Below are 25,557 nucleotides of genomic sequence, written 5' to 3'. Positions count from 1 at the left end.
CGGTCAATATCCGATCACGTTGAATTCCGATTGCAGTTCGTGCGCCATCGCCAGCAGGCGTGGTCCCAGTTCGCGCTCCACACGCCCGCGGGACATGCCATGGCTGGCGCCGATGCAAGTGAGCACAAAGGGCGCATTGCCTTCGAGCAGCACGGAGGCGGCGAGCACGCCTAACTCCGGCTCCCATTCGCCGATGGCCGTGCAATACCCCTTTTCGCCGGCCTGGGCGATGCCCTCCAGGACGCGTCGGCGCAGCCTGGCCCAATCGCGCGACATGCGCCGCTCCACGTTATCGAGCAAATAGCTGCGCTCCAGCTCAGGCAGCGCCGCGAGCAGCGACCAGCCCATGGGCGAGAGCGCGATGCCCAGCCGCATGCCCACATGCAGCGGCAGCATCACGGGCGATTCGAGGCTGCGCCGGCATTCGAGCACCACGAGGTCGAGCCGGTCGCGCACCGCGAGGCATACGTGCAGCCTGTGCTGCCGCGCGAAGGCCGCCATGCGCTCGCCCGCGAGGCCCTGGATGGCGGAATGGGCGATGGCGGCAAAGCCGAGACCCAGCACCGCCGCGGAAAGCCGGTACTTGCGCCCGGTGGCGTCGTGGAGCAGATAGCCGATGTGCACGAGCGACCGGGCGATGCGCGACACCGTGGAAGGCGGCAAGCCGGTGCGCTGCGCCAGCTCGCCGTTGCCGAGCCAGCGCTCATGCGGCGCAAAAGCCGAGATCAGCATCAGTGCGCGCACCAGCGGCGTGACCACCACCGCGCCCGGCTCGCGCTGCGGCGCAGCGCTTAGCCGCCCCGCGGAGATATCGGGCATCGCGCGCTGCACCCCGGTGAGCGGACGGGCGGCGGTCATGGCGAGGCGTGGATCAGTCCGTGGGCGCCACAGCGCGCACTTCGTCGAGCGCGGCGGGATTGTCGAGCGACGACAGATCGCCCGGCGGCAGGCCGCAGTACACACTGCGGATCAGGCGACGCATGATTTTGGAGCTGCGTGTCTTGGGCAACTGCTCGACCACATGCACGCGGCCGGGCCTGAACGGGCGCCCGAGGCGCTTGTCGACATGGCCGGACACGGCGGCCTCCAGCGCGGCCCGCTCCATCGTCGAGCCGGGCTTGGGCACCACGAAGACCACGAGCTTCTGCCCCTTCTCGGCATCGGCCACGCCGATGGCGGCGCCTCGGCCACGTCGGCGAGCTCGAGCACCACTTCCTCGACCTCGGCCGGGCCGAGGCGCTTGCCGGCAACCTTGAGCGTGTCGTCGGAGCGCCCCATCATGAAGTAGTTGCCCTCGGGCGTGCGCAGCGCCAGGTCGCCATGCACCCAGATGCCGGGCATGGTCTGCCAGTATGCTTCCAGGTAGCGCGCGTCGTCGCGCCAGAACGATTGCGTCATGCCCACGAAAGGCGCGCGGATCGCCAGCTCGCCCACCTCGCCGGTCACGCTGTTGCCAAATGGATCGACCACGTCCGCCGCCACGCCGGGCGAGACGGTGTTGAAGCCGCTGGGCGGAATCGGGCGGATCGGCACGCTCGCCAGCAACGCGCCCGAGGCCTCGGTGCCGCCCGTGTAGTTGATGACAGGCGCCGTGCCGTCGCCAAAGCGCTGCAGAAACCAGTTGAAGTGCTCGGGCGCGATGCCCTCGCCCGCCGTGATGAGCAGCCGGACGGTGGAGCGGTCGCCCCTGAGGGCCAGTTCCTCGTGGCTGGCCATGCCACGGATCAGCGTGGGCGCGGAGCCGAAGTGCGTGACCTTGTGGCGCTCCACGACCTGGGCCATGCGCGACCAGTCGGGGTAATCGGGCGCGCCGTCATAGCAGACCAGCGTGGCGCCGCGCAGCAGCGCACAGCCCAGCACCAGGGTGCCCGCGATCCAGCCCATGTCGGCGGGCCAGCAGTACACGTCGCCGGGGTGCACGTCGAAATGGACCAGCGAGTCGTGCGCGATCTTGATCGGGAAGCTGCCGTGCGTGTGCACGACGCCCTTGGGCTTGCCCGTGGTGCCCGAAGTGTAGATCACCATGAAGGGTGTGTCGGGCGTGACGGACACTGGCGCCGTGCCTTGACCGCGTGCCACGGTGGCGGTTTCCTGCCAGTCGAGATCGCGCGCATCCTGGGCGGCTCCATGGACGACCTCGCCTTCGCTGCGCTTCCAGATCACGTGCTCGAGCAGCGGCAACTGGCGCCACGCGTCGCGCAGCGCGCCCGCCACGTCGACGCGCTTCGTGCGGCGCGAAAAGCCCGTGGAGGCGATGACCATGCGCGCCTCGGCGGCTGACAGGCGCGCGACGATGGCATCGACGCCGAAACCGCTGAAGAGCGGCACGACCAGCGCACCCAGATGCACGATGGCGAGCAGCGAGACGGTGGCCTCGATGCCGTTTTCCATCAGGAGTCCGATTCGGTCTCCCTGCTTCAGACCCTGCTGTGCGAGGCCCGCCGCGAAGTCGCGCACGCGCGTTTCCAGCTCCGCCCAGGTCAGCGCATTCACGCTGCCGTCCTCACGCTCGGCCACCACGGCGTTTTGTTGCGCGGTGGCGGGATTTCGGGCCCATGCGTAAATGGTGTTGACCCAGTTGAGCTTGCCGCCGGGAAACCAGTTGGGAAACTGCGGCCCGCGCGACAGGTCCACGTAGCCCGTGGGCGGCTCGTCCCAGGCGATGGCGCATTCGCGCATCACGGTGTTCCAGTAGCGCTCGGGCTCGTCGATCGAGACGCGCATCAGCTCCTCATACGAGGACACCTCCAGTGCGCGCATCAGCTTGACGATGCCGGCGTTCTGCAACTCGCGCTGGCCGGGCTGCCACACGTGGCCGGATTCAGGATTGCTCATGATGAGTCTCCCTTCTTATGCACGTTCGAAAATCATGGCGATGCCCTGGCCGCCGCCGATGCACATCGTCTCCAGGCCATAGCGTGCCTCGCGGCGCTGCATCTCGTGCAGCAGCGTGCTCATGATGCGCACGCCCGTGGCCCCCACGGGATGGCCGAGCGAGATGCCCGAGCCGTTGACATTGAGCCTTTCCTCCAGCGCTTCCATGGAGCTGCCCCAGCCCTTGACGCAGGCGAGCGCCTGGCAGGCGAAGGCTTCGTTGAGTTCGATCAGGTCCATCTGCTCGAACTTCAGCCCCGTGCGCGCCAGCAGCTTCTGCACGGCCGGCACGGGGCCGATACCCATGCGCGCCGGATCGCAGCCCGCGGCGGCCCAGCCGACCAGCCAGCCCATGGGCGTGAGGCCCAGTTCTTCGAGCTTGTCGTCGGCCACGATCAGGCAGGCGGCAGCAGCGTCGTTCTGCTGGCAAGCATTGCCCGCCGTGACGACGCCGTCCTTCATGATGGGCTTGAGCTTCGCGAGGCTCTCGGCCGTCGTTTCGCCCCGCACCCCTTCATCCTTGCTCACGAGCAGCGCGTCGCCCTTGCGCTGCGGTACGGACACCGAAACGATTTCCGCGTCCAGCCAGCCCGCAGCCTGCGCCGCGGCGGCGCGCTGGTGACTGCGCGCCGCGAAGCGGTCGGACGCCTCGCGCGAGATGCCGTACTCGCGCGCCAGCGTTTCGGCGGTTTCAATCATCCCGCTGATGCGGCCAAAGCGTGCTTCGGGCTGCGAACGCTCGCGGCCACGATCCAGACGGTCGTGCATCTTCACGGTGCCCGCGCGCTTGCCCCAGCGCATGTCGGTCGTGTAGTACTCGACGTTGCTCATGCTCTCCACGCCGCCGGCCATCACCACGTCGGCCGCGCCGGTCTGCACCATCATGGCGGCCGTCGCGAGCGCCTGCACGCCGCCACCGCAGCGCCGGTCGAGCTGCATGCCCGCGACCTCGATCGGAAAGCCCGCCTGCAGCGCCACCCAGCGCCCCGTGCAAGGCGTCTCGCCGCTCGCGTAGCTCTGGGCGAAGACCACGTCGTCGATGCGCGCTGCGTCGAGCCCGGTGCGCTCCACGACGGCACGCGCCACGGTGGCGCCCAGTTCCTCGACGGGAACCCCTTTCAGTACCCCGCCGAATGCACCCACTGGTGTGCGCAGCGGGGAGACGATGGCTGCTCGTTTCATTTCAAATGCCTCTGGAATAGCTGGAAGAATTCATCGCCCGCGCAAATCGGTCGTGCGCCGGCCGTTGTTGTCTTTACGGGTCGCAAGCGATACCGCCGCGCAATCAGCCGTACCGTCCGCCCGTCACATGCAGCACCTCGCCGCTGATGAAGCCCGCACGCTCGCTCGCGAGGAAGGCAACGGCGTCGGCGATGTCCTCGGGGCGCCCCACGCGCTTGATGGGCTGAGCGGCCACGGCGCGCTCCTTGATGGTTTCGTAGGTCGCCAGCGCCTGGACCATTTCCGTTTCCATGAAGCCAGGCGCCACGCAGTTCGCGGTGATGCCATAGCGGCCCTCTTCCATCGAGAGCGCCTTGGCCATGCCGATCAAACCCGCCTTGGCGGCCGAGTAATTGGCCTGCGTGGGATTGCCCAGGTGGGCGCGCGAGCTGATGTTGATGAGACGCCCCCACCCCTGCTCGATGAAGTGAGGCATGACGGCCCTGGCCGCCAGAAAGGCGCCCTTGAGCATCACGTTCATGACGAAGTCCCAGTCCTCCTCGCTCATCTTCACGAGGTACTTGTCGCGCGGCGCGCCCGCGTTGTTCACGAGAATATGCACGCCGCCGAAATGCGCGACGGTTTCATCGACGAGGCGCTGCACGTCGGCGGCCTTCGTGATGTCGCCCACCACGCAGTGCGCGGCCAGCCCCTCGTCCCGCAGCGCCTTCGCGGTGGCCTGCGCCAGTTCGGCGTTGATGTCGGTGATGACGACTTTGGCGCCCTCCTGTGCGAGCCGGCGCGCCGTGGCGGCGCCCAGGCCCCGTGCCGAGCCGGTGACGATGGCGACCTTGCCGTTCAAACCCAGATCCATGTGATGCTCCCGCAAAAAGTTGGTGTTCAGGTCAGATCGACCCGCGCATTGTTCAAAACCACCACGCCCCGCTCCACCGCCGTGACGCGCAGCGACACCGTGCTGCCGCGCACCCACATCTCCGTGCGCAGCGTGTCGCCGGGCCACGCAGGCGCCGTGAAGCGCACGCGCATGCCGGAAAAGTGCGTGTCGTCGTAGGCCAGCACCGTGCGCAGCACGGCGTGCGCGGCCACGCCCATGAGGGCCATGCCGTGCAGAATGGGGCGCTGGAAGCCCGCCGCAGACGCCACGGCCGGGTCGGCATGCAAGGGATTCAGGTCGCCGCTCAAGCGGTAGATCAGCGCCAGTTGCGCGGGCGTAGGCAGCTCGCACACGTAGTCGGGCTCGCCCTCGGGCATGGCATGGGGCGCAGGGGGCGCGCCACCACTCCCCCCCTCGCCAAATCCACCGTCGCCGCGCAACAAGCTCAGTTGAATCACGGTGGCAAGCAACTGACCCGTTTCGGCATCCGTAATTTCGCGCGTCTGCTGCAGAAAGGCGCCCTTGCCTTCCCCTTTGTCCCACAGGCCTGTGATGCGTGTCGTGCCCTTGACGCGTCCGCTGGTGGGCAACGGTGCATGGAGTTGAATTTCCTGCTCGGCATGCAGGAGTTTTTGCCATGTGATGCCCGTATCCGGCTCACGTGCCCAGAAGCCTGGGTAGGCGAGAACGTTCACCATGGTCGGCACGGCACGCAGCGATTGACCGTCCTTTCCCTCGTAGACATAGCGCAATTGCCCCGCGTCCAGCGGCTCGCTTCCGAGGCCCAGGCCGAGGGCGTAAAGCTGGGTATCGCGCTGGGAAAACGCATGTTCGATGGGCGGAAAAGGACGTGCCAGCAAGTGAGCAGGATGAATGGACATGACGGACATGACAACGGTGATAACCAGTCGTCACGATGAAACCAGCGCTCATCCCGGTCAACCGATTTGCCTTGCCTGTTCCGTACCTTGGCACGGGCGGCTGCACGCCTTTTGTCGGCCTGCGCCAATGCGGGCAAACGCAGACCGGCCGGGGAATTTCCATCTTCCGGAACAACCGGAGCAAATCCGTTGCTTCGCTCCCGCGACTACCGCAGCATGGGGCACCCTCATCGATTGATTGACACGCTGACATGATTCGCGACCAGGAAACGCTCAACGGATTGCTCGACACTATCGCCCGCTTCGTGCGCGAACGCCTCGTGCCCAACGAAGAACTCGTGGCCGAAACCGACGAAATACCCGAGGACATCGTGGCCGACATGAAGGCCATGGGCTTGTTCGGCCTGACGATTCCCGAACGCTTCGGCGGCCTCGAGCTGACCATGGAAGAAGAAGTGCTGGCTGTCTTCGAGCTGTGTCGCGCCGCGCCGGTATTTCGCTCGCTGCTGGGCACCACGGTGGGCATCGGCTCGCAGGGCATTCTGTTCGACGGTACGCCCGAGCAGCAGGAAAAATACCTGCCGCGCCTCGCGACCGGCGAGCTGATCGCCGCCTTCGCGCTGACCGAGCCCGAATCCGGCTCCGATGCGGCCTCGCTGCGCACCACGGCTATCCGGGACGGCGACCACTATGTGGTCAACGGCACCAAGCGGTTCATCACCAATGCGCCGCATGCGGGCATCTTCACGCTGATGGCCCGCACCAATCCCGACGACAAGAGCTCGGGCGGCATTTCGGCCTTCATCGTCGATGCCGGAACGCCCGGCATCAGTTTCGGCAAGCGCGACAAGAAAATGGGCCAGAAAGGCGCCCATACCTGCGACGTGATCTTCGAGAATGCGCGCATACCCGCCGCCAGCCTCATCGGCGGCAAGGAAGGCCAGGGCTTCAAGACCGCGATGAAGGTCCTGGACAAGGGCCGCATCCATATTGCCGCCGTCTGCGTGGCCGTGGCCGAGCGCATGCTGTCCATGGCCCTGGCCTATGCGATGGAGCGCAAGCAGTTCGGCCAGCCGATCGCCGACTTCCAGCTCGTGCAGGCCATGCTGGCCGACAGCCGCGCGGAGATCTACGCGGCGCGCAGCATGGTGCTGGACGCCGCGCGCCGGCGCGACGACAAGCTGCCCGTGAGCACCGAGGCGTCGTGCGCCAAGCTGTTCGCCTCCGAGATGTGCGGCCGCGTGGCCGACCGCGCGGTGCAGATCTTCGGCGGCGCCGGCTACATGGCCGAGTATGGCATCGAGCGCTTCTACCGCGACGTGCGGCTCTTTCGCATCTACGAGGGCACGACACAGATCCAGCAGATCGTCATTGCCCGCAACATGATCCGCGAGGCGCAGTAGCCCGGCGCGTCGAACGGGCGACTAGCGGCAGACCTCTACCCCGCGCGCCAGTCGCCACCGCATAGCGACCAGGAAGGAGTAAACCCCAATCGACATCGGCCAGCGCCAGAATTCTAATGATCGTTAGTTTGGTGAGCGTGTTTCGTAGAGACAACCATGTATCGTTCATACTCCCCCGACGCCAGTGCAACGCCCAAAACGGGGACGGTCAAGCACGGCCCGGTCGTGATGCCATTTGCTCGCGCGCTGGCCATCCTTTGCGCGTTCACGCCCGACGATCGCTGGCTTTGCAACAGCGACCTCTCCGAACGGGCAGGCATCCCGGCATCCACCGTGACGCGCCTGACGCGCACCCTGATCGCATCAGGCTATCTGTGCTGCGACAGTGGCAAACGGCGCTTTCGCCTCGGCCCTTCGGCGTTGGCGCTGGGCTACCGGGCGGCGGCCGACATCGAGATCCACGAAGCCGCCCATCAGCGCATGCATCTGTTTGCCGAGCGCCACCAGGTGCATGTTCATCTCTGCGCCCGCAACCGTCTGGATGTGGTCGTCATCGACAGTTGCTGCACGAGCACCATCCCTGCCTCGCTGCAGCCAGCGATCGGTACCCGGTTGGGGCTCGCATCGTCCGCCGCAGGCTGGGCGCTGCTGGCGAGCCTCCCCGACGTCGAACGCGATTATCTGCTGCGCAGCGCTGCGTCGCAGTCCTCTCGCGGCTGGAGCGAGAAATGGGGGTATCCAGGCCGTCGTCCCAGCGAAGCCATCGGGCAGGTGCGAGACGGCGGATTCTGCGTCGCGTTCGGGCGATCGGGCCAACCCATGACGATGGTGGCCGCCCCGGTCCAGTTGCCAGGCGAAGCGCCACTGGCCGTGAGCTGCATGGGGCCAGCCATGCTCATCGGTCGCGCGCGCAGCGAGCGTGAGCTGGGGCCGGCGCTGGTCCGCATGGCTCAGGAAATCCAGCATTCGAGAGCATTGTCATGAGCGCGCCCAGAGGCCCTGCATCCGACCATTCGACGCTGATGACGGTGGAGCGCGGGCTGGAGGTCTTGCGAGCGTTCCGCTCGAACCGTGCGCCACTGAGCAATGCGGAGCTCGTCAGGCGCACCGGGCTCTCCAAGGCCACGGTCTCCCGCTTGACCTCCACCCTGATACAGGTTGGCTTCCTGCGCCTCGTCCCCGGCAAGCGCGAATTCGAGCTGTCCATCGGCGCACTGGGGATCGGACACGCCTATCTGGCAACCAACGACCTGCTACAAGCGGCGCAGCCTCTTCTGCAGGAGCTGGCCGACCGGCTCGATGTTTCGGTGGCGCTCGGCGTCAAGGATGGCATCGACTTGCTTTACGTCGCTTACCGTGTCAGCCGCAAGGTCGCCACGCTGCGACTCGGCGTCGGTTCAGTGCTGCCCATGAGCACCACCTCCATCGGGAGAGCCTATCTTTGGGGGCTGCCTGACGAAGAACAGCAGCGCTTGATCGAAGCGCACAAGCGCCACGCCGGACCACAAGGCGAGGCGCTCGGGCACGCCATCCGCGCCTCTTTCGACGAGCTCGAATCCACCGGCACCTGCGCGGTGCTGGGCGGCTTCCAGCGCAGCACCTTTGGCGTGGCGCTGCCCGTACGCATCGGCCGCGAGGGCACCCTCATGAGCATGAGTTGCGGCAAAGCGGACGTCGATCTCGATCTGCAGGCCGAGCGCGAACGTATCGCGCCCGCGCTCAAGGAAACGGCCGCACGCCTGCAAGCGCAGTTGGCGGACTGCGAGGGCGGTCTCTAGCACGCTAGCAGGCCACGGACATAGCGCTTAGGAGAACGGCTGAACCTCGGCCCTCGCCAGTTCCGGCAAAGGGGTGGTCGATCAGCCACGCCATGGCGCTCTCCTCCTGGTGTGTCTGCAAGCCTCGATCAGGCAAAGCGCGTCAGATCGTCCACGCCGGCCCGCGTCGTGCGGAACTGGTTGACCGGGTGCTCCACCTCGGCGTAGCCGAACGAGATGCCGCAGACCATGTGCTGCGTATCGGGAATGCCGAAATACTCGCGCACGAAATGCGCGTGGCGCGCCAGCGCCGCCTGCGGCGTGGTGGCCACGCCATGGGCATGGGCCGCCAGCAGGAACGAGGAGATGAAGCCGCCCGCATCCACGAGCGCGTACGGTCCGAGCTCCACCGGCACCGTGACAATCGCCACGTGCGGCGCATCGAACATGCGGAAGTTGCGGAACATCTGCTCCATGGTGCGCTCGGTGTCCTTCCTGCCAATGCCCAGTGCGGAATACAAGGCAATGCCCGCGCCGCGCCGACGCTCACCGTACACGCCCTCGTAGCTGGGCGGAAACGGCAGATCGGACTCGTTTTGCTGATGGTTCCGCGCGCGCTCCATCAGCGCCTCGCGAAAACGCTCCGTGCTCTCCAGCGTTTCGGTGATGACCAGTTGCCACGGCTGCACGTTGCACCAGGAGGCCGAACGGCCCGCCATGGCGACGATGCTGCGGATCAATTCGGCGTCCAGTGCCTTGTGCTGGTAGGCGCGGCAGGTGAAGCGGCCGTTCGTCAGGCGATCGAGCGCATCGAGATCGGGAGTGCGAGAGGTCATTTCAGAGGAATCCTTATCTGTTTTTCAATCGTGGCCGAACGCGCGCGTGGATACGTGTGCCCGCGGCATCATATGAAGGTGCCCTGGGCGCGCCAGGCCTCGATGCGCTCCTCGGGCAGCCAGCCTTGCAGCGCGGCGATGGCGTTGTCCGTGCTCAGCGCGGCAGGCGGCTCGGGCCGCGCGGCGGGCGTGCGCGAAAAGCGCGGGCCGGGAGCGGGATGCGTCACGCCGTCGAGATCGATGAACGTGCCGCGCGCCGCGAGATGCGGGTGGCCCGGCGCCTCGTCGAAGTCGAGCACGGGCGCGAGGCACACGTCGAGCTCGCCGAGCTGCCGCGCCCACTCGTCGCGCGTGCGCTCCCTGAATCTGGCGGCCAACACCTGCTTGGCCTCGGGCCAGTGTGCGCGGTTCATCTGCTCTTGCAGCAGCGGGTGGTCCTGCAATTCGAGCTTTTCGAGCAATAGCCGGTAGAACTTGCTCTCAATCGGGCCGACGCTAATGTACTTGCCATCGGCGCACTCGTACACCTCGTAGAACGGCGCGCCAGTATCGAGCAGGTTGGTGCCGCGCTCGTTGCTGAGCATGCCCGCTGCATGCAGGCCCAGCGTGACCGTCATGATGGAGGCCACGCCGTCCACCATGGCGGCGTCCACCACCTGGCCCTGGCCGGAACCGCGCGCCTCCAGAATGCCAGCGAGCAGGCCGAATGCGAGATACAGCGAGCCGCCCGCGTAGTCGCCCAGCACATTGAGCGGCGGCGTGGGCGCCTGCCCCGCGCGGCCCATGGCGTGCAGGGCGCCGGTGATGGAGATGTAGTTCAGATCGTGCCCGGCCACCTGGGCAAGCGGTCCGTCCTGCCCCCAGCCGGTCACGCGGCCATAGACGAGGCGCGGGTTGCGCGCGAGGCACGCATCGGGCCCGAGGCCCAGGCGCTCCATCACGCCGGGGCGAAACCCTTCGATCAGCGCATCGGCCCCGGCGATCAGTTCCATCGTCATCTCGACGGCGGCCGGATCTTTCAGGTCGACGCGGATGGACTTGCGGTTACGTAAGCCCAGATCGAACTGCGCGGGGCGGGGCGCGCCGAGGCCCGAGGGCTCCTTGCGGTCCACGCGGATGACGCTGGCCCCGAGGTCGGCCAGAAACATGGCGGCCAGCGGCCCGGGACCGATGCCCGCGATCTCGACGATCTTGATGCCGGCGAGCGGGCCGCGGCGCGACGGGGATGCGGATGGCGCGGTGGACATGGTCAGATCACTCCCTCGTCGCGCAGTTGCCGCAACCGGTCCTCCGGGAGCTTGAGCAGGCTGCGGTAGATCTCGTCGTTGGAGGCGCCGAGTTCCTGTGCGGGCTGGTCGAACTGCACCGGCGTCCTGGAGAAGTGAATCGGCAGCCCCATGCCCATGGCCTCGACATCGGCGAGTCCGGAATGCTCCAGCTTCACCACGGCGCCGCGCTTCTCCAGCACTGGATCCTTGAGCACGTCGAGCGGCGAGCGCACGGGGGCCGCCGGCACGCCGCGCTTTTCCTGCAATTCGCGAATGACCTCCTCCGTGCTGCGCTGCCGCGTCCACTCCTCGATCATGGCGTTGATCTCGGCGGCATGCTTCATGCGCGGACCGCGCGTGGCGTAGCGCGGATCCTTCGCCATTTCGGGCCTGCCCAAAGCTTCCATCAGGTTCTGGAACCAGTCGGGCTGGAACGCCACCATGGCCACATAGCCGTCGCGCGTGCCGTACACGCCAAACGGCACGAGGCGATCCTGGAAGTTTCCCGAGCGCTTGGGATAGCCGTGCCCGAGGAACACGTCGAAATGTTCTTCGGCCACCATCGACGAGAGGCAGTCGAGCATGGACACCTGCACGAGTTGCCCCTCGCCTGTCCTGCCGCGATGGATCAGCGCGGCCAGGATGCCATTGACGGCGTACAGCGGCGCGACGAGGTCGGCAATCGGCAGGCCCCAGCGTGTGGGCTGGCCGTCGGCGAAACCCGTCACGTCCATGATGCCCGAAAGCGCCTGCACGATGATGTCCATGCCCTTGAGACTCGGGTACGGGCTCGGCTCGCCAAAGGCCTTGATCGAGGCGTAGACGATCTTCGGGTTAGCTTTGCGCACGCTCTCGTAGTCCACGCCGAGGCGCGCCGTGGCGCCCTCGCTGGCGTTTTCGATGACCACGTCGCACTCCTTCGCCAGCTCCATGAAGAGCGCCCGGCCCTGCTCCGACTTCAGATCGAGCGTGATGCTTTTCTTGTTGCGCGCGCGATTGAGGATCGTCAGCGACACCTCGTCCTCGCGCCTGACACCGAAGTGGACGCCTTCCTTGCCCACATAGGGCGGATTGTTGCGCGCGATATCGCCGCCGCCGGGCGATTCGACGCGAATGACTTCGGCGCCCAGACCGCCCAGCAGCAGCGACCCGTAGGGCCCGGCGAGCGCCACGGTCAAATCGAGCACGCGAATACCTTCCAACGGTCTTGTAGTGGACATGCTTGTCTCCTGTGTCCTGTATGCGGCCGTCGCGTCGCTTAGTATGACTTCGGCAAGCCGAGCTTGCGCTCCGCGATGTTCGACAGGATGAGCTGCGGAGTGACCGGCGCGATGTAGCCGATCCACGCCTCGCGCATGAAACGCTCCACGTGATACTCCTTCGCGTAGCCAAAGCCGCCATGCGTGAGGATCGAGGTCTGGCAGGCGTTCATGCACGCCTCGGACGCCAGCAGCTTCGCCGCGTTGGCCTCGGAGCCGCAAGCGAGCCCCCTGTCGTACAGATCCGCCGCCGCGAAGATCATATGATTGGCCGCTTCCAGTTCCGCCCAGTTGCGTGCCAGCGGATGCTGGACACCCTGATTCTGGCCAATCTGACGACCGAACACGATACGCTCCTTCGCATATTGCGTGGCCAGCTTGAGCACCGCGCGGCCGATGCCGACCTGCTCGACGGCAACCAGCACGCGCTCGGCGTTCATGCCGTGGAAAATGTAGCTCAAACCCTTGCCTTCTTCGCCGATCAGCGCGTCCTTCGACACCGGCAGGTTGTCGATGAAGAGTTCGTTGGTGTCGACAGCGGCGCGGCCCAGCTTGTCGATCTCGCGAATGTCGACATAGTCGCGGTCGAGCTTCGTGTAGAACAGGCTCAGCCCTTCGCTATGCTTCTTGACCTCCTCGATCGGCGTGGTGCGCGCGAGGATCAACATGTGGTCGGCAACCTGCGCGGTCGAGATGAAAACCTTCTTGCCCGAAATGAGGTAGTTGCCGTCGGGTTGCTTCTTCGCCACCACCTTGAGCCTGGTGGTATCGAGCCCCGTGTCCGGCTCGGTGACCGCAAAGCACGCCTTGTGCTCGCCACGCGAAAAGGGCGGCAGCCACGCCTTCTTTTGTGCTTCCGAGCCGAAATGCACGACCGGCTGCAAGCCGAAGATGTTCATGTGGATGGTGGACGCCGCCGCCTGGCCGCCACATTCGGCGACCGTACGCATGAACAGCGCCGCCTCCGTTACGCCCAGATTCGCACCGCCCACCTCCTCCGGCATACAGATGCCGAGCCACCCGCCGCTGGCGACGGCTTCGAAGAACTCATGCGGGAACGCGTGGTTCTTGTCCTTGTTGCGCCAGTATTCGAGCGGAAAGTCGGAACAGATTTTTTCCGCCGCATCGACAATGGCAAGCTGATCGGCGCTGAGTTGGTAGTCCATGGCTTCTTCCTGTGAAATCAGGCCTTTTCGGTGGGACGCAGCATCATCAGGCCGGTGCGCACCGCGGTGCACACGATCTCGTCGCGCTGGTTTTTGGCAACGTGCCTGAAAGTGACGATGCCCGAGTCGTTGCGGCTCTTCGAGAGCCGCGTCTCGAGAATCTCGGTCTCGACACGAATCGTGTCGCCGTGGAACGTGGGCTTGGGAAAAGCGATCTCGCCAAAGCCGAGATTGCCGAGCGTGGTTCCCAGCGTTGTTTCGTATACCGTAATGCCGGCCACCAGCGCGAGCAGGAACATGCTGTTCACGAGACGCTGGCCGTAAAAAGTGTTCTTGCTGTACTCGGCGTCGATATGCAGCGGCGCACAGTTGTAGGTCATCGCCGAGAACAGGACGTTGTCGGTCTCGGTGACGGTGCGGCGGATGGCGTGCTCGATCAGCATGCCGGGCTTGAATGCTTCGAAGTAAAGGCCTGCCATTTTGTTTCTCCTGATAGTTTCGTTGGCGATCAGCCGTTGAACGACTGCGCGAGTTCGATGATTTCGCGTGCCGTCTTCGCGTGAGCAATGTCGATGTGCTCGCCGTCGTAGATGCACGAGGCGCGGCCTTCGGCCTGGGCCTTGTCCAGCGCGTCGATCATCCCCTGATAAAAGGCCACTTCTTCCTCGGTGGGGCTATAGGCCTTGTTGACGATTTCGACGTTGGAGGGATGCAGCACCAACTCTCCGCTCATGCCCAACTGGCGGTCGTTGGCCGCCGAGACCCTGAGCCCTTCGAGGTCGTGCACCTGCTGCCAGACACCGCCGATGGGCAGCTTGCCCGCGGCGCGCGCAGCCATGACGACGCGCGACTTGAGGTACTGGGTTTCGCGGCCGTTCAGCGACCAGACGGTCTTGAGCGCACGAGCGACATCAGCGTTCTTGGCCGTGGCGCCCACGATGGCGGGCACGCGTTCGTGCTGGGCGATTTCGTAGGCCAGTTGTAGCGAGCGGGCGGTCTCCAGCAGCGGGATCACCCTGGTGTGACCCACCTCGACACCCGCGCGGTACTCGGCCTCGGCCAGCATCGACGAGACGGTATGAATGTCTTCGGGACCACAAGGCTTGGAGATCACGATGCCCTCGACCACGGGGCTCACGATGGCCAGGATGTCGTCGAAGTCGTACAGGTGTGCGCTGCGGTTGATGCGCACCCAGATACGCTGCTTTTGCTCCGCCAGCCAGGCCAGCTTCGACTTGACGATCTCGCGCGCCTCGACTTTCTGCGGCGGCGGCACGCTGTCCTCCAGATCCAGGATCAGTGCATCGGCCCTGGAGGTAATGGACTTCTCGATCCAGGTCGGCTTGTTTCCCGGAACAAAGAGGAAGGAGCGTATGGGTTTCATCTGCGTCGTCATGTCTATCTGGGCCTGTCGATGGGTTCAACTGAGTGCCGTCAGGTTTTACCTAACAACTGGTAGTTAGTTTCGGCGCTGATGAAGACGCTGTCATTGGGGGTTTACACCAACCTCGAAACAGGCGCGCAAGTCGCGTCGCGCCCCGCAACACGCGAGGCAATCCGGTCGGCTCATGGATAACACGCATGGAACATCGTCTGTCCACGCACCACACTACCTAACGTTAGGTAGTCAAAATCGCGTGATATTTAAATGAACGTATCGGAGGAACAATGAGCAACACCACGAACGACTTGCCGTCCAACGGCGCCGGCAGCAACGAACAAGCGCTAGCGCAGCCATCCCCTGCTCGCGTAGTCCACGACAGCGGACAGGCCTGGTACATACTCGCGGTGCTGACGCTCGCGTACTCTCTGGCTTACATCGACCGGCAACTCCTCAATCTGCTGGTCGAGCCCATCAAGCGTTCGCTAGTCATCTCCGACACGCAACTGAGTCTCGTCCAGGGTATCGCGTTCATTTCCGCGTACCTGGTCGCATCGCCGCTATTCGGCCGGCTCGTCGACCAGACTAACCGGCGCAATCTTCTCGTGGTCTGCATCTGTCTGTGGTGCGGTTTCACCGCGCTGTGCGGCAAGGCCAATACGTATGAAGGGCTCTTCATCGCACGGCTTGGCGTCGGTGCAAGCGAGGCGTGCGTATTCCCACTCGCGCTCTCGGTGATCGCCGACTGCTTTTCGGCCAGGCAAATGGCGCGCGCAATGAGCATATTCATTCTCGGACCGATGCTCGGCGGCGGGCTCTCGCTCGTCGCCGGCGGTTTCGTGATCGAATTCGCGCGCGCGCTTCATCAGCAGTTCCCGATCCTCGCGCAGTTCCAGACCTGGCAGCTCGCGTTCGTGCTGATCGGATTGCCCGGGATTCTCTTCGCGCTGCTGGTCGTGGTCACCGTGCGCGAACCCGTGCGCAGCAGCGTGAACAGCGAGCGCGCGGACGACCGGCAATTCACGACCGGCGATGCAGCCGCCTACCTTTGGCAGCGACGCGGGTTTTATGTGCGCATGCTGCTTGGTGTAGGCATGCTGGCGATCGTCGTGCTCGGCATGCCGGCGTGGATGCCAACGTATCTGATTCGCACGCACGGGATGCCGGCCGCGCTCGTCGGATTCCGCTTCGGCGCGCTGGTCGTAAGCTTCGGCATTGCCGGCGCGCTCATCGGGCCCTGGATCGCCCGCCAATTCGAAAAGCGCGGCTATCAAGATGGGCCGCTGCGCACCGCGGCACTCGCCATGATTCCGATGATGCTCTGCTGCGCGAGCATTCCGTTCGCGCCTGGCGCGACGGGCGCGTTGGCCGCGGCCGCCGGCACCGTCTTTTTCTTCAGCCTGCCCACGGCCTGCATGAGCGCGGCGCTGCAACTCGTCGCGCCGAGCCGCATGCGTGGCACTGTAGGTGCCCTCTACTCGTTCGTCGCTCAGTTGATCGGCTTCGGTGCAGGCCCGACGCTGATCGCGCTGATGACCGATCATGTGTTCGGTAATCCGAAGATGGTCGGGCATTCGATCGCTATCGTATGCGCGATCGCGTCAGCGCTCGCGGCATGGCTGCTCTTTGGCGCACTGCCCCACTACCGGCGCTTGCTGGCCGAGTCCGCTTGAAGCAGTGCGGATCGGGCGGTGGCCAGCGGCTTCAGCTCAATGCATCCTTCACGGCTTCGAATCTAACGAACGGTAGATTGATTTACAGTGCGCGTCATCTCCATCCGGTCCAACCCGAATGCAGATGACCTCGTCACATCAGCAGCAAAACTCGGCGCACCCGGAAGGAAGCGGGATTCAATGCGAAACGCGTTCGGCGCGAGGAGGACGGCGCCCGGGACGGGGCGCCGTTGCGCAAGATGGAGAAAGTGGGAGGGCAGGCGTCGCTCGAGGTTCCGGGCGACGCCAATGACGGCCGGGTCAGGACGAGGCGGCCAGTTCCTTCTTGCGGCCGCCTCGCCGCGGCTTGGCCGCAGGCGCAGCGCCCTCGAAGAACATCGTGATGAACTGATCCGCGATCTTTTCGAGCGATCCCTTCTTCGGATCGAACCAGGTCTGGACCGAATTGATGAAGCCGAGGACGAAGACGCGGCTCAGTGCAATATCGATGTCCTCGCGCAAATAACCTTCCGCCCGCAGATCGTCGAAGACGGTCGTCCACATCCGCTGATGCCGCTCGCGCCGCTTGACTTGACGCTCGCGCACCTTGTCCGGCAACTGTGTCAGGAGACGATTGTGCGCCAGCGCGTAGTCGCCGAACTTGATCAGGGCGCTCATCTGCCCGACCAGTGCCGCCTTGAACCGGTCTTCGGCATTCGCGGTCGGGGGCAGCGCGTCCATGTGCTCGTTGATATGCTGCACGATGCTGTCCGCGCCGTGCTCCATCACGACGTCGACAAGTTCTTCCTTCGACGCAAAGTGATAGTAGATGCTCGCGGCCTCGATGCCGGCCTGGTCCGCGATCGAGCGCATCGTCGTTGCCGTATAACCCTGGGTTGCAAACGAACGAGCCGCGAGCCGCAGCAGAGTCTCTCGGGTATCCGCGCTGGGATTTACATTACGCTTTCGCACGTGTCTCTATCAGCTTTGCGCTGTCCTGTGTTCGCCAGCGCAAAGGGTACGCGCTGCACAATCTAATGGTCGTTTGGAAGGTTACCGTATTTTTTCCGCCCGGAACAGCCGCCCTGTCACTGTACGGAACGACTCGCCGGCGCATATTGACACGGCGCGGACCAACGGCGAAGTTCGAAGCGGATGCTCGATGCGCCACCGCGTGCGCGCCCTCCCCCGGCGCCTCGCTGGGCGGCGCTACGAGCCTCGTTGCCGTCGGCGAGCAACAGGTGGAAGCAAGCGCACTGATCCTCGTCGACATCGTGCCGTACACGGAGCCAGCCGGTGTCGAACGCATCCGCGCATTCATGGCCCAGAATCCGGACGGATTCGCTTCGCTCGACGAAGTCGCGGAGGCGATTGGCCGCTACCGCCCTTCGCAGTCGCGCCCGCGCAGTCTGCAAGGCCTCGCGAAGAACACGTGAGCTCGCAATTCGGCCCGAGCGTTGCGCTTGCCGGCCTGGGCCTCATCCTGCTCCGCCCTGTATAGGCGGCGACTCCGGCGTAGTTGAAAAATGGTGTTGACGAATCTTCCATTGGCCTTGTTGCAATGCGACGACGAGCGTCGTGCGCAAACGCGAGCGCGACAGTTGGCCACCACTCAACACGAACGAGAATTCGCCGTAGCCTTGCGCAAGAAAGCAGTCGTCCGCGAGGCGGCTGAAGTGCTGCTCCACGAGTTCCAGCGCGGCCGATTCGATCACGCCTTCGTACGAGGCAAAATAATCACGAATCGCGCCAGCGCCAACCGAGTGCCCAGGCCGTCCGCCGAAAAACAGCGCGTCGTCCGTGTACACGGCCGTCAACATCTCTGCATTCCAGCGGTGCGCCGCCGCATTCCATGCGGCCTGGACCGTCGCGAGCGCCGCGCGGGCTCCAACGACCGCATCGGTGTTTCGGTTCATCAGATCTCTTCCTCCTCAGTCGTGATAGACCGTCAAGCCTCTCCCACGGCGGCTCGACGTACATCGCCACCAATCCTAACAGCCGTTAGCTTTCGATACAAATCGCCCCGCGCGGCGGGAACTTCGAAAGTTTGCCACGTATACGGATTAATACGCATGGCACTCCCTCAAGCCCTGGAATAAAACTAACATACGTTAGTTATAAGCGCATCACTCTCAGGACCCTGCCATGCCCGCCACAATCGTCGAACAGCTTGCCCATTTCACCACCGACACCCAATTCGACCGAATCCCTCCCGCCGTCGTCGAGGAGTGCAAACGGATTCTTCTTGACTCGATCGGCTGCGCCGTAGCAGCCATCGGCGAGCCCAAGGGCCGCATCGGCATCGACTATGCACGCGCGATGGGCGGCAACGGCAACGCGACCATCATGGGCACGGGAGAGAAAGCGTCGATTTTCGGCGCGGCGTTCGCCAACGGAGAACTGATCAATGCGCTCGACATGGACGCGGTCGTGCCGCCCGGCCACGTCACGCCCTATGTGCTGCCCGGCGCACTGGCCGTCGCGGAAGCTAGGGGCGCACCAGGCACGGCGCTGGTCGAAGCAATGGCGCTCTCGCATGAAATGTCGTATCGACTCGGCAAGGCCATGGACTATCTGCGCGACACCCGGGACGGCAAGGTGTCTCCGCCGCCCGTCTACGGCTACAGCAGCACCGTGTTCGGGGCGACGGCTGCAATCGTCAAGCTCAAGGCCCTCCCGCCTGCCGTGCTCCCCAATGCGCTCGGCATTGCGGGCAGCATCTCGCCCGTCAATTCGCAGGTTGCGTGGTTCCAGCATGCGCCCAGCTCGACGATCAAGTACCTGCTGGCCGGCGCGCTCACCCAGGCGGCAATGACGGCCGCCCATATGGCCGAATTCGGCCATCGCGGCGACATCCAGATTCTCGACGACCGCGAGTACGGGTTCCCGCGCTTCATCGGCACGCGACGCTGGGAGCCCGGGCACATCACCGCGGGCCTCGGTGTCGACTGGCGCTTCCCCACCGAGCAGGCCTACAAGCCATATCCTCATTGCCGCATTCTCCATGCGCTGCTGGACAGTCTCACGGAGATTGTCGAAGAGAACGATATCGCGCCCGCGGAGATCGACGGCATCAAGGCGTGGGTCGAGGGCTTCGTGGAGCAACCCGTCTGGCTCAACCGCGAGATCGCGCATGTTCACGACGCGCAGTTCAGCATCGCGCACGGGCTTGCACTCGGCGCGCACCGCATCCCGCCCGGCAAGGGGTGGCAAGACCCCGACCTCGTCTTCGGCGAGTCGGTGATGAACCTGATGTGCAAGGTCACGCACGAGGTGCATCCGAACTATGTCGAACTCCTTAGCGGCCACGCCGCCAGCCGCCCCGCGAAAATCGAGATTCAGGCGCGCGGCAAGACCTTCGTGGGCGAGCGTCGCTATCCGAAGGGCAGCCCCTCGCCGGAGTCGTCCAGCTTGATGACCAACGACGAACTCGCCGCCAAATTCCGCCGCAACGCCGAAGGCGTGCTCTGCTCCGCCCGCACCGACGACGTGATCGACACCGTCTTCCATCTGGAGAAACTCGGCGATGTCGCAGCGCTCATGCGCATGATCGGCCCGAATGACGAACGCGCGGCTGGCCAGGCACGTTGATCACCCACCCAGACCATCGCGTGCGACGGCGGCGTGTAGCACGCGATGTTCGCGAAGTCCATGGGCAAGTAATACAGTCATTCTCGTTGGTTCGCCATTTCGGAGTACGGAACGTGTGAGCCAACGGCATTGACTCATTCCCGATGCGCGCGGACCTTATGTCTGAGACTTCCGCGCTGCGAGCCCAATACCGCATCGCGGAAAACAGTCACTGACCCGCATGGAAATGCACGCAGCGAAGGACCAGTACGATCGTGATGACTTTGACGCAAGCGCGTGTGCGCGACACGCCCGCCCCAACACACGTATGGGAGAGCGCGGACGGTACACGCCTCGCCGGCGACGTCTGGGGCGACCCGGATGGCATACCGGTGATCTTGCTGCACGGCAGCGGGCAAACCCGTCACGCCTGGAGCATGACGGCACGGGCGTTGGCTGCGGCGGGCTTCTATGCGATCGCCTTCGACGCGAGAGGACACGGCGATTCCGACTGGTCGCCGGTCTGCAATTACAGTCAGGGCGCCATGGTCCGCGACCTCGAATGCGTCGCGGCCATGCTCGACGGCCGCACGCCGGCGCTCGTCGGGGCGGGCATGGGCGGCAGCACGAGCCTGCTCGCGGTAGGCGAACGCTATGTGAATGCGCAGGCGCTCGTGCTCGTCAACATCGCACCGCAAACGGAGAGCGCGGCTGTCACGCGGCTGCAGTCGTTCATGCGGCAACAGCCCGACGGCTTTGCGGCACTCGACGAAGTGGATGCGGCGCTACAGCGCTTCCGGGCCCATCCGGCGCGACCGGTGAATGCGGAGGGCCTGATGCGGAGCGTGCGCTGCGGCGACGATGGGAAATACCACTGGCACTGGGATCCAGGCTTCGCCGCATGGCCGCGCGACCTCGCGCGCCGCGAGTCGCGGCTCTCGAAGTGTGCGCGCAATCTCGACCTGCCCACGCTGCTCGTACGTGGCCAAAGCTCGGAGGTCGTCAGCGAAGCGGGCGCGCGCGCCTTTCTGCGTTTATGTCCGCACGCGCAACACGTGAATGTGCGCGACGCCGGGCACACGATCGCTGGGGAGCATAACGACATGTTCGGCCATACGGTGCTGCGCTTTCTGCTGCGGCATGCGAACTTCGCCTGTCCGCCATCGCATCGCGCAACAGCCTGTGTATGACGCGGCGCATGGCGCAAGCCGAGCCGCTGGCCTCGCACCTCATACGCGAACGCTCGACGAGCGCGGCCACGGATGCATCCGCGAACCGGTCGCCGCCCAGTACGGGGCTTGCCCCCGTTCCGGTAAAGCGCAGCCTCCATTGCGCAATCTGGCGCGTCCATGGTCGGGTACCTGCATTTCAAACGAAGACATCGGCGCAGAGACTTTTGCGTCGTGACAAACAATGATATTTTGAAGGGCTCCGAACCGTTGCCCTGACAAATAGCGGGAGGTATAAGGGAAGGATGGTCTGTAAAAGGCCATCACCACGGCTCGTCATTTCTTCGCAGCCCATTCATGCGGGCCGTGTCTCCACATAAACAGCAAGGAGGCGACGCGTATGGCGGAGCTGCTGACGGCACTACAGGACATACCGGGAAGGCAGGCGTATTTTCTCGAGGTGCCGGGAACCGCAAGCGCGGCACAGCTTTCGGTCGTGGAATTCGATGCGATCGAGAAGATGGGGGCACCCAACGAGGTGAGCATCGTCCTCACCCACCCGCTCCAGCTCCCGCGTACCGATTACCTGAATCTGCATGCGACTTTCAAGATTGTGGCCGACGACAGCGTCGTCAGGAAATTTTCTGGCTATATCGAGCGCTTCTCGACGATCCAGACCACGAAGGACTACACCCGATACCGGGTCGTCCTGAAATCCCACTTCGGCCGCCTGCAGGGTGTCACGAACACGCAGGTCTTCCAGCATCTCACGACGCCGCAGATCATCCAGAAGATCCTGCGCAGTCACGGCATCCCGGAACACCAGATGGCGTTCCGGCTGCGCGGCAAGTATCTGATGCATCTGTGGCGCTTCCAGCACCAGATGACGGATTTTGACTATGTACACATGCTCATGGAAAAAGCCGGCATCTACTGCTATATCCTCGAAACTGAGTACGGGGATCAGATCGTCTTCGCAGACGACATTGACCACTATATCTACGACCCCCAGCTGATTGTTCCGTACCGCGAAGCAGCGGGCCTCGAAGCCGGTGGCATGGAAGCACTCACGTCCATCAGGACGCACGCCATGACGGTACCCCGATCCGTCATCGTTGCCGATTACAACCCGGATCAGGCTTGGGAACGCTTTCGCGACGAAGCCGATATCGCACCGCAGGATGAAACCACTTACGGCCAGACCTACCTCTATGGCACCAACCATCTTGACCAGGACGGCGCAAAGTGGGAAGCCCAGTTGCGACACGAGGCAGCGCTCGCGCGCCAGATCGTGTACGAGGGCGAGAGCAACGTGCTCGAGCTGCAATGCGCGCGCGTGCTCGAGACCGACATCGTCCTCCCGGACGCGCCCCATGGGCAGGTGATCACCGAGATCACCCACAGTGGCGCACGTGACAAGGCCTATTCGAACAGTTACAAGGCCATCCCGGCCGATCGCCGATTCCGTCTGCAGATGCACCCAGAAAAATGGGCGTGCATTTCCGGCACACTCAGCGCACGAGTTTGCAGTCCAGACAAATACACGTATGGCTACCTGAATTATGTCGGATACTATGTGGTGCGACTCGATGCCGACTTCGGAGAGTGGCCTCACGGAGGCGAAAGCGTGCCGCTGCGGCTCGCCAAACCCTTCGCTGGCAAGCTGCAAACTGGCTTGCACTTCGTCGCACTGGACAATGACGAAGCTGTGATTTCATTTCGAGATGGCGATCCTGATAAACCGGAAATCACGGCATTTCACCACCACAGCCAAGCCCGCGACCTGATCACCAACGACCGTCGCTGGCTCTCGCGCAACGTGATTCGTACGCAGAGCAACAATAAGCTGCGCATGGAAGACTGGGCAGGCCAGGAAGGCATCAAGCTGAGCACCGAACATTCGGGCAAATCGCAACTCAATCTCGGATACCTGGTCAATCAGAAGCTTGAGTACCGCGGTGAGGGCTATGAGCTCAGGACATCGGGCTACGGTGTCAATCGTGGAGGTAAGGGCCTGTACATCACCGCGTACGATCGTCCGGCTGCGACGGGAAAGCAGCTCGACATGCAGGAGACTATCGCGCAGCTCGAGAGCGCGCTGGCCACTGCGAAGGCGCTGGCTGCATCGGCGAGTAGCGCAAAAGCGGAACCCGCCGATACCCATGCCCAGCAGCAGCTCAAGGAAGATTTGGATGGCCTGAAGAAGCCCGGCCTCCTTATGAGCACCCCAGCATCCGCGGGGCTCGTGGCGAGCGAAGGGATCCAGATTGCCGCGCAGGGCAACCTGAATGCCGTCGCCGGAAAGAACGCGGACTTCAGCGTCCTGAAGCGTTTCACGGCAACGGCTGCCGAAAAGATTTCTCTGTTCGCCCAGAAGCTCGGTATCAAGATCTTCGCCGCGAAGGGCCCCGTCCAGTTCCAGGCCCAGACTGGCCCCATGTCGCTCACAGCGGCCAAAGACGTCGATCTTGGGAGCGTCAACGGGAAGGTCAACCTCGCGGCCACCAAAGAAATCATTCTCGAATGCGGTGGCGCATTTGTGCAGATCAAGGATGGCAGCATCACGCTCGGCGGCCCAGGTGATCTGTTCCTGAAGACCATCACAGCCCAGAAGAAAGGCAAGGATACGAAGCATATCCTTTTACCGGCACTTTCCGGTGCTCAAAATGCGTTCGACGACCGCTTCAGGTTGATCAACGCAACTACTGGCGCGCCGCTTCGGAGAATCGAATACGCTATCGTCCGCGCTGACGGATCAGTGGAACACGGCGTCACAGATGACGCTGGGCACACTCATCTCCTAAGTCAAACTGCAAAATCGGAGGAAGTCAAAATATACGCATAGCTCAACGTCACTGAATGTTCGAGTTTTTAGTTTATCAAATAATTTCTGCAACTGGAAAGCTGTCCCATGAGCGATGAAACATTTCCCATTGATTTTGGAAACACTATGGACAATTTGATAACCACCCCACTTGGGCGCAATCTCAATCTTGTATGCAAGAAGAATACGACGTTATTTACTGACGAAAGTGCAAAGGAAGTTCTCGTCCCGGAAAAATATGTATTATTGAAAATTACGACAATCGCAAGTGGCTACGCACTTCAAAAAGTGTATGGGCATCCGAACGTTACCACTACGTTCCGAAAGTCTGCAGACCCTCAGCCCGCGCTGGTTGTGCCAACGTTCCATGCCCAATTAGTTTTTTTTGATTCGACCAAAGCAGAATCGGGGTCTACAAAACATGACATCAATGTAACCCGCGACGCTTGGTACTATCTCGGTGTTGACCATGCTGGCGCTACCTGGTGCAGAAATGTAAGCTTCGAACCAGCCGATGCTAGAAAGAATAGATACTTGACGGAACAAATCCACTTCCCCCCCGGAGCGGATAAAAATGTGCATGGATTCTTTCTGATGCAGGATGAAGCTCAGCGTGGAAAAGACAGCCGACAACTGGAAGCTAGAGGCGTCAGTCTTGATAATCCGTATGGAGACCGAATTTCTTGCAGGAAGAGCGAATCTACCGCATCGAACATCATGTTTCACATAGGGGGATTTTACGTAGCTCGGGCTGCGCTTGGTCACGCAAAATGGCTTGGAGGCTCGGAAGGGTGTTTCACATTTATCCCCAAGGAAAGTGTTCACTCTACACCCGAAGAGGCATCAAGAGTCACTGTGGAGAACGCCTTTTTGTCAAATAGAACATGGGTCAACTTGACAAGAAAAATAGAAACGTATCGCGACAATGATCCACAAAAGCGTTTTATTGTTGAGGTAGAGCCGCGCAACGATTACGCTCGCGATTCGATGAAAAACATTATTATGTTGTCTGGAGCGCTAGACAGACAGATTCGACATTATGTGAATGGCGTCATTTCCAATCCATTTTCTTTCTAACTGCTTAAAAAGCCACTCGCATGAACAATAAAATACACGACCGACCATATAGACTACAAATAGCCATCGGAGTTTTAATTTTAATCCTACTTTCCGTTACCTGCTACCTTTTTTATCCGACCGCCCGTTGCATTTACGAATGGGGCGATTTTTCCGCCCCCTGTCAAGAGGAATTCATGCTGACATTGATGATACCATTTCCAGTTTTTTTTGTGCTCTGGGGAATATTGCTCACATCAGCCATTCTATTTTTCAGAAAATCCAATTAATTAAAATTAAAAATTTCCAGCACTCTCGACAACCTCATATTTCCGATGAAAAGTGTAGAACCGCGTTTGAAGCAGATAAAAAATCTTCAACATGGAAAGAAACACCAATAATAGT

General features: G+C 63.1%; 21 protein-coding genes and 1 pseudogene. 9 read left to right on the top strand and 13 right to left on the bottom strand.

The window, feature by feature from the left end; all coding sequences use genetic code 11:
- Positions 1 to 3 precede the first annotated feature (3 nt).
- From E1956_RS16075 to E1956_RS16055, 5 genes and pseudogenes are all read right to left on the bottom strand, one after another.
- Positions 4 to 858, bottom strand: coding sequence for an IclR family transcriptional regulator (locus E1956_RS16075; protein WP_167760040.1), 855 nt, complete (start codon positions 856 to 858; stop codon positions 4 to 6).
- 13 nt (positions 859 to 871) lie between these two features.
- Positions 872 to 2,835: pseudogene (locus tag E1956_RS16070) on the bottom strand (AMP-binding protein).
- Between the two features lie 15 nt (positions 2,836 to 2,850).
- Positions 2,851 to 4,056 (bottom strand): acetyl-CoA C-acetyltransferase, encoded by a 1,206-nt coding sequence (locus E1956_RS16065; RefSeq protein ID WP_134750912.1) that lies wholly within the window; start codon positions 4,054 to 4,056, stop codon positions 2,851 to 2,853.
- Positions 4,057 to 4,159: 103 nt separating this feature from the next.
- On the bottom strand, positions 4,160 to 4,909 hold the full coding sequence (locus E1956_RS16060; protein WP_134750910.1) for an SDR family NAD(P)-dependent oxidoreductase: 750 nt from the start codon (positions 4,907 to 4,909) through the stop codon (positions 4,160 to 4,162).
- A gap of 26 nt (positions 4,910 to 4,935) precedes the next feature.
- On the bottom strand, positions 4,936 to 5,811 hold the full coding sequence (locus tag E1956_RS16055) for a MaoC family dehydratase (protein WP_134754472.1): 876 nt from the start codon (positions 5,809 to 5,811) through the stop codon (positions 4,936 to 4,938).
- Positions 5,812 to 6,062: 251 nt separating this feature from the next.
- Between E1956_RS16055 and E1956_RS16050 the strand changes: the two genes are divergently transcribed.
- From E1956_RS16050 to E1956_RS16040, 3 genes are all read left to right on the top strand, one after another.
- Positions 6,063 to 7,214: an acyl-CoA dehydrogenase family protein gene (locus tag E1956_RS16050; protein WP_134750908.1), complete on the top strand. Its 1,152-nt coding sequence runs from the start codon at positions 6,063 to 6,065 to the stop codon at positions 7,212 to 7,214.
- A gap of 156 nt (positions 7,215 to 7,370) precedes the next feature.
- Complete coding sequence (locus E1956_RS16045; RefSeq protein ID WP_134750906.1) at positions 7,371 to 8,198, top strand: IclR family transcriptional regulator; 828 nt, start codon at positions 7,371 to 7,373, stop codon at positions 8,196 to 8,198.
- The gene (locus E1956_RS16040) at positions 8,195 to 8,992 is read left to right on the top strand and encodes an IclR family transcriptional regulator (RefSeq protein WP_134750905.1); all 798 of its coding nucleotides are present in this window, start codon (positions 8,195 to 8,197) and stop codon (positions 8,990 to 8,992) included. The genes E1956_RS16045 and E1956_RS16040 overlap by 4 nt, the downstream gene beginning before the upstream one ends.
- A 128-nt stretch (positions 8,993 to 9,120) precedes the next feature.
- On the opposite strand, the gene E1956_RS16035 is transcribed toward E1956_RS16040, so the two are convergent.
- From E1956_RS16035 to E1956_RS16010, 6 genes are all read right to left on the bottom strand, one after another.
- On the bottom strand, positions 9,121 to 9,807 hold the full coding sequence (locus E1956_RS16035; protein ID WP_134750903.1) for a nitroreductase: 687 nt from the start codon (positions 9,805 to 9,807) through the stop codon (positions 9,121 to 9,123).
- Between the two features lie 68 nt (positions 9,808 to 9,875).
- Entirely contained in the window at positions 9,876 to 11,054 is a 1,179-nt protein-coding gene (locus tag E1956_RS16030) for a CaiB/BaiF CoA transferase family protein (RefSeq protein ID WP_134750901.1), read from the bottom strand.
- A gap of 2 nt (positions 11,055 to 11,056) precedes the next feature.
- A complete protein-coding gene (locus tag E1956_RS16025) occupies positions 11,057 to 12,295 on the bottom strand; it encodes a CaiB/BaiF CoA transferase family protein (protein WP_134750899.1) in 1,239 nt (412 codons plus the stop codon).
- Positions 12,296 to 12,333: 38 nt separating this feature from the next.
- Positions 12,334 to 13,500 (bottom strand): acyl-CoA dehydrogenase family protein, encoded by a 1,167-nt coding sequence (locus tag E1956_RS16020; protein WP_134750897.1) that lies wholly within the window; start codon positions 13,498 to 13,500, stop codon positions 12,334 to 12,336.
- Positions 13,501 to 13,517: 17 nt separating this feature from the next.
- Entirely contained in the window at positions 13,518 to 13,979 is a 462-nt protein-coding gene (locus E1956_RS16015) for a MaoC family dehydratase (protein WP_134750895.1), read from the bottom strand.
- A gap of 29 nt (positions 13,980 to 14,008) precedes the next feature.
- Complete coding sequence (locus E1956_RS16010) at positions 14,009 to 14,896, bottom strand: HpcH/HpaI aldolase/citrate lyase family protein (protein WP_134750893.1); 888 nt, start codon at positions 14,894 to 14,896, stop codon at positions 14,009 to 14,011.
- A gap of 272 nt (positions 14,897 to 15,168) precedes the next feature.
- On the opposite strand from E1956_RS16010, the gene E1956_RS16005 reads away from it, so the two are divergent.
- Positions 15,169 to 16,554, top strand: a complete 1,386-nt coding sequence (locus tag E1956_RS16005; RefSeq protein WP_134750891.1) for a spinster family MFS transporter — start codon at positions 15,169 to 15,171, stop codon at positions 16,552 to 16,554.
- Positions 16,555 to 16,854: 300 nt separating this feature from the next.
- Here the strand turns inward: E1956_RS16005 and E1956_RS16000 are convergent, their stop codons facing one another.
- Complete coding sequence (locus E1956_RS16000) at positions 16,855 to 17,460, bottom strand: TetR/AcrR family transcriptional regulator (RefSeq protein ID WP_134754469.1); 606 nt, start codon at positions 17,458 to 17,460, stop codon at positions 16,855 to 16,857.
- Positions 17,461 to 17,774: 314 nt separating this feature from the next.
- On the opposite strand from E1956_RS16000, the gene E1956_RS15995 reads away from it, so the two are divergent.
- The gene (locus E1956_RS15995; protein ID WP_232071650.1) at positions 17,775 to 17,969 is read left to right on the top strand and encodes a hypothetical protein; all 195 of its coding nucleotides are present in this window, start codon (positions 17,775 to 17,777) and stop codon (positions 17,967 to 17,969) included.
- A gap of 42 nt (positions 17,970 to 18,011) precedes the next feature.
- On the opposite strand, the gene E1956_RS15990 is transcribed toward E1956_RS15995, so the two are convergent.
- Positions 18,012 to 18,449, bottom strand: coding sequence for a YybH family protein (locus E1956_RS15990; protein ID WP_134750889.1), 438 nt, complete (start codon positions 18,447 to 18,449; stop codon positions 18,012 to 18,014).
- 229 nt (positions 18,450 to 18,678) lie between these two features.
- Here E1956_RS15990 and E1956_RS15985 point away from each other — a divergent pair, with 229 nt between their 5' ends.
- From E1956_RS15985 to E1956_RS15970, 4 genes are all read left to right on the top strand, one after another.
- Entirely contained in the window at positions 18,679 to 20,124 is a 1,446-nt protein-coding gene (locus E1956_RS15985; RefSeq protein ID WP_134750887.1) for an MmgE/PrpD family protein, read from the top strand.
- A gap of 257 nt (positions 20,125 to 20,381) precedes the next feature.
- Positions 20,382 to 21,293, top strand: a complete 912-nt coding sequence (locus E1956_RS15980; protein WP_134750885.1) for an alpha/beta fold hydrolase — start codon at positions 20,382 to 20,384, stop codon at positions 21,291 to 21,293.
- A gap of 379 nt (positions 21,294 to 21,672) precedes the next feature.
- A complete protein-coding gene (locus tag E1956_RS15975; protein ID WP_134750883.1) occupies positions 21,673 to 24,117 on the top strand; it encodes a type VI secretion system Vgr family protein in 2,445 nt (814 codons plus the stop codon).
- 66 nt (positions 24,118 to 24,183) lie between these two features.
- Positions 24,184 to 25,173, top strand: coding sequence for a hypothetical protein (locus E1956_RS15970; protein ID WP_134750881.1), 990 nt, complete (start codon positions 24,184 to 24,186; stop codon positions 25,171 to 25,173).
- The last annotated feature ends 384 nt before the right edge of the window (positions 25,174 to 25,557 follow it).

This window comes from Paraburkholderia pallida (assembly GCF_004524855.1).
In the GTDB taxonomy this organism is placed as follows: domain Bacteria; phylum Pseudomonadota; class Gammaproteobacteria; order Burkholderiales; family Burkholderiaceae; genus Paraburkholderia; species Paraburkholderia oxyphila.
This window is presented reverse-complemented; position numbering and strand designations above follow the sequence as displayed.

Excerpts from the sequence above, each read along its gene's own strand:
- E1956_RS15985 (WP_134750887.1), top strand. The coding sequence starts at position 18,679 with ATGCCCGCCACAATCGTCGAACAGCTTGCCCATTTCACCACCGACACC.
- E1956_RS16035 (WP_134750903.1), bottom strand. The coding sequence starts at position 9,807 with ATGACCTCTCGCACTCCCGATCTCGATGCGCTCGATCGCCTGACGAAC.
- E1956_RS16065 (WP_134750912.1), bottom strand. The coding sequence starts at position 4,056 with ATGAAACGAGCAGCCATCGTCTCCCCGCTGCGCACACCAGTGGGTGCA.
- E1956_RS16075 (WP_167760040.1), bottom strand. The coding sequence starts at position 858 with ATGACCGCCGCCCGTCCGCTCACCGGGGTGCAGCGCGCGATGCCCGAT.
- E1956_RS16045 (WP_134750906.1), top strand. The coding sequence starts at position 7,371 with ATGTATCGTTCATACTCCCCCGACGCCAGTGCAACGCCCAAAACGGGG.
- E1956_RS16020 (WP_134750897.1), bottom strand. The coding sequence starts at position 13,500 with ATGGACTACCAACTCAGCGCCGATCAGCTTGCCATTGTCGATGCGGCG.
- E1956_RS16040 (WP_134750905.1), top strand. The coding sequence starts at position 8,195 with ATGAGCGCGCCCAGAGGCCCTGCATCCGACCATTCGACGCTGATGACG.
- E1956_RS16030 (WP_134750901.1), bottom strand. The coding sequence starts at position 11,054 with ATGTCCACCGCGCCATCCGCATCCCCGTCGCGCCGCGGCCCGCTCGCC.
- E1956_RS15970 (WP_134750881.1), top strand. The coding sequence starts at position 24,184 with ATGAGCGATGAAACATTTCCCATTGATTTTGGAAACACTATGGACAAT.
- E1956_RS16015 (WP_134750895.1), bottom strand. The coding sequence starts at position 13,979 with ATGGCAGGCCTTTACTTCGAAGCATTCAAGCCCGGCATGCTGATCGAG.
- E1956_RS16060 (WP_134750910.1), bottom strand. The coding sequence starts at position 4,909 with ATGGATCTGGGTTTGAACGGCAAGGTCGCCATCGTCACCGGCTCGGCA.
- E1956_RS15980 (WP_134750885.1), top strand. The coding sequence starts at position 20,382 with ATGACTTTGACGCAAGCGCGTGTGCGCGACACGCCCGCCCCAACACAC.
- E1956_RS16050 (WP_134750908.1), top strand. The coding sequence starts at position 6,063 with ATGATTCGCGACCAGGAAACGCTCAACGGATTGCTCGACACTATCGCC.
- E1956_RS16055 (WP_134754472.1), bottom strand. The coding sequence starts at position 5,811 with ATGTCCATTCATCCTGCTCACTTGCTGGCACGTCCTTTTCCGCCCATC.
- E1956_RS16010 (WP_134750893.1), bottom strand. The coding sequence starts at position 14,896 with ATGACGACGCAGATGAAACCCATACGCTCCTTCCTCTTTGTTCCGGGA.
- E1956_RS16005 (WP_134750891.1), top strand. The coding sequence starts at position 15,169 with ATGAGCAACACCACGAACGACTTGCCGTCCAACGGCGCCGGCAGCAAC.
- E1956_RS15975 (WP_134750883.1), top strand. The coding sequence starts at position 21,673 with ATGGCGGAGCTGCTGACGGCACTACAGGACATACCGGGAAGGCAGGCG.
- E1956_RS16025 (WP_134750899.1), bottom strand. The coding sequence starts at position 12,295 with ATGTCCACTACAAGACCGTTGGAAGGTATTCGCGTGCTCGATTTGACC.
- E1956_RS15990 (WP_134750889.1), bottom strand. The coding sequence starts at position 18,449 with ATGAACCGAAACACCGATGCGGTCGTTGGAGCCCGCGCGGCGCTCGCG.